Raw genomic sequence first — 2,380 nt, forward strand, 5'->3', positions numbered from 1 at the left:
TGCGCCCAGCACTCGAAGCGATATATTTGTTCTACCTTGATTTTCAGCAGCCGCGCGATCACCTCTTTTGTCACAAACCGGCTCAATCTGTGTCTGGGGGTTGATTTTCTCGAAAATTTTGTTAACATGGTAATCAGATTCTTTGTAAAGAATAGATCCTTCGTAAAAAGTACAAACTTTTGTAAAGGGATTGAATTTGGATAGGCGATCGTCTTTTAGTTTTCCAGACCTGGGGGCGATCGCTTTTTACATTATAATTGTATGACCTATATCAATCATCTGTCAAGAGCTTATGGGCTTAATTAGATTACGGGTTCGAGAGTTTGCTGCTGAGAAAGGCTGGACGATCAAAGAGGTTTCAGAGCGATCGGGGGTAGTCTACAGTACGCTCAGAACCTATGCCCGATCGCCCGGATTAGCAACAATTGACGTGACCGCCTTGGACAAGTTGGCGAGGACTTTTGACGTGATGGTCGAAGATTTGTATGAGATTGTGGAAGATTAGTCGAGCGCTTTTTACGATAAAATTATCCAAAACTAAATCTAGTTTTCTGTCAATGGGTTTAATTAGATTGCGGGTTAAAGAATTTGCTGCTGAGAAAGGCTGGACGATCAAAGAGGTTTCTGAGCGATCGGGAGTCATTTACAGCACACTCACCACCTATTCACGTTCTCCGGGAATGGCAATGGTTGATTTTACTTGTCTGCTGAAGTTGGCACGTACTTTTGATGTGATGGTGGAAGATTTGGTTGAGGTCGTCAAAGAGTAGTCGATCGCTTTTTGGGATAAAACTATCCGATGATGGTACACCATCATTTGTCAAGTATGGGTTTAGTCAGGTTAAAAGTCAGAGAACTAGCTAGCGAGAAAGGCTGGACGCTGAAAGAAGTTTCAGAACGATCGGGAGTAATTTACAGCACCGTCAAACACTACGCCCGCTGTCCGGGAGTGTCAACCATTGACTTTATTTCTATACACAAATTGGCTCGCACCTTTGATGTAATGATTGAAGACTTGGTGGAAATTGTGCAGGAGTGAGCGATCGCTTTTTACGATAAAATTTTATCCCAGAGTAAATCTAGTTTTTTGTCAATGGGCTTAATTAAATTGCGGGTTCGAGAGTTGGCTGCTGAGAAAGGCTGGACGATCAAAGAGGTTTCTGAGCGATCGGGCGTAGTCTACAGTACCCTCAGAACCTATGCCCGATCGCCCGGATTAGCAACAGTTGACGTGACAGCCTTGCACAAGGAAAGCGAGTACTTTTGATTTGTCTATCGAAGATTTGTATGAGATTGTGCAGGAATAGTCGATCGCTTTTACGAACTAATTATCCAGTCAATATTATTCGACAGTTGCTAGCATCTGATTGACAGACTCACCCCGTTGTAGCGCTTCCCAATCAGATGTAACAGGTTGGTAATAACAGTAACACACCACAATTCGCTCCTCAGTATCGGAAGCAGAAAACTGCTGAACGCGAGTAACTACCCAATCTCCATCTTTCCCGTGGGTGACTCCATTACCGGGGTCAGATAGATTTTCATAATCGCGGGTTTTGTCCCCTACTTGAGGGATTTCTGGGTTTTCTTCCCAAGTCCAATTTTCCCAAAGTATATTAGTGAGACCGCCCCTCGGCATAAGCTGACGTTCTTCCCAGCCGGGAGCACTCATGCTTTCGGTTTTGTAGACAATCCAGATTTTTTTTGCCATTTTTTTAAAGACGATCGCACAATCGCGTTCAATACTTCGACTATATCAGAGATGAAAGCTCGTGCATCGGTTAAAATAGAGAAGTCAGTTTGTGATTAATAAGTCTGAATGCCTACGTTACTCCGAGTCGGCCCATACCGTTTCTTCTGCTATGCGGGCGATCGGGATGAACCACCCCACGTTCACGTTGAGCGCGATCGAGAAGAAGCTAAGTTTTGGCTTAGTCCAGTTCGCCTTCAAAATAATAAAGGCTTCAATCGTACAGAAATCAATGGCATTCAGAAACTTGTTGAAGAACATCAACAGCAATTATTAGCAGGTTGGAATGACTTCTTTAATGGTTGAATTGCTACAAATCCCCCAAGCACAAAACGTAGTTGTTACAGACGACGCGCTAACAGTCGATCTATCCGATGGTCGTACTATTTCTGTACCTTTAGCTTGGTATCCTCGGCTATTGCATAGCACACCAAACGAACGCAATAATTGGCGATTTATTGGTGGAAATGAGGGAATCCACTGGCCTGATATTGACGAAGACATTAGCATCAAAAATATTATTCTCGGTAAACCATCTGGAGAAAGTCAGAAGTCATTTCAGCGGTGGTTAGAGGAACGCGGGAAGATAGTCTAATAACAAATCTGGCTTAAATACCCTTCTTAGTCTCT

Annotated in this window: 6 protein-coding genes and 1 pseudogene; 6 read left to right on the forward strand and 1 reads right to left on the reverse strand. The window is 43.4% G+C overall.

What is annotated here, in order from left to right; translation table 11 throughout:
• Positions 1 to 292 precede the first annotated feature (292 nt).
• The 4 genes and pseudogenes from QUA44_RS30320 (at position 293) to QUA44_RS30335 (ending at position 1,307) form a co-directional block, all read left to right on the forward strand.
• Positions 293 to 505, forward strand: a complete 213-nt coding sequence (locus QUA44_RS30320; protein WP_106333817.1) for a helix-turn-helix domain-containing protein — start codon at positions 293 to 295, stop codon at positions 503 to 505.
• Between the two features lie 52 nt (positions 506 to 557).
• Positions 558 to 770, forward strand: coding sequence for a helix-turn-helix domain-containing protein (locus tag QUA44_RS30325; protein ID WP_006631112.1), 213 nt, complete (start codon positions 558 to 560; stop codon positions 768 to 770).
• A gap of 56 nt (positions 771 to 826) precedes the next feature.
• The gene (locus tag QUA44_RS30330; RefSeq protein ID WP_333257594.1) at positions 827 to 1,039 is read left to right on the forward strand and encodes a helix-turn-helix transcriptional regulator; all 213 of its coding nucleotides are present in this window, start codon (positions 827 to 829) and stop codon (positions 1,037 to 1,039) included.
• Between the two features lie 54 nt (positions 1,040 to 1,093).
• A pseudogene (locus QUA44_RS30335) lies at positions 1,094 to 1,307 on the forward strand (helix-turn-helix domain-containing protein).
• A gap of 35 nt (positions 1,308 to 1,342) precedes the next feature.
• Here the strand turns inward: QUA44_RS30335 and QUA44_RS30340 are convergent.
• Positions 1,343 to 1,711 carry a hypothetical protein gene (locus tag QUA44_RS30340; protein ID WP_333257592.1) on the reverse strand — a complete coding sequence of 123 codons (369 nt, stop codon included), beginning with the start codon at positions 1,709 to 1,711 and terminating at the stop codon, positions 1,343 to 1,345.
• A 108-nt stretch (positions 1,712 to 1,819) separates the two neighbouring features.
• Here QUA44_RS30340 and QUA44_RS30345 point away from each other — a divergent pair, with 108 nt between their 5' ends.
• Together QUA44_RS30345 and QUA44_RS30350 are read left to right on the forward strand one after the other, a co-directional pair.
• Complete coding sequence (locus tag QUA44_RS30345) at positions 1,820 to 2,056, forward strand: DUF4160 domain-containing protein (protein WP_333054534.1); 237 nt, start codon at positions 1,820 to 1,822, stop codon at positions 2,054 to 2,056.
• On the forward strand, positions 2,037 to 2,345 hold the full coding sequence (locus QUA44_RS30350; RefSeq protein WP_333257589.1) for a DUF2442 domain-containing protein: 309 nt from the start codon (positions 2,037 to 2,039) through the stop codon (positions 2,343 to 2,345). The genes QUA44_RS30345 and QUA44_RS30350 overlap by 20 nt, the downstream gene beginning before the upstream one ends.
• Positions 2,346 to 2,380: the final 35 nt, after the last annotated feature.

This window comes from Microcoleus sp. N9_A2 (assembly GCF_036701775.1).
Taxonomy (GTDB): Bacteria; Cyanobacteriota; Cyanobacteriia; order Cyanobacteriales; family Microcoleaceae; genus Microcoleus.

Coding starts and splice junctions, on each gene's coding strand:
- QUA44_RS30320 (WP_106333817.1), top strand. CDS start 293: ATGGGCTTAATTAGATTACGGGTTCGAGAGTTTGCTGCTGAGAAAGGC.
- QUA44_RS30325 (WP_006631112.1), top strand. CDS start 558: ATGGGTTTAATTAGATTGCGGGTTAAAGAATTTGCTGCTGAGAAAGGC.
- QUA44_RS30330 (WP_333257594.1), top strand. CDS start 827: ATGGGTTTAGTCAGGTTAAAAGTCAGAGAACTAGCTAGCGAGAAAGGC.
- QUA44_RS30340 (WP_333257592.1), bottom strand. CDS start 1,711: ATGGCAAAAAAAATCTGGATTGTCTACAAAACCGAAAGCATGAGTGCT.
- QUA44_RS30345 (WP_333054534.1), top strand. CDS start 1,820: ATGCCTACGTTACTCCGAGTCGGCCCATACCGTTTCTTCTGCTATGCG.
- QUA44_RS30350 (WP_333257589.1), top strand. CDS start 2,037: ATGACTTCTTTAATGGTTGAATTGCTACAAATCCCCCAAGCACAAAAC.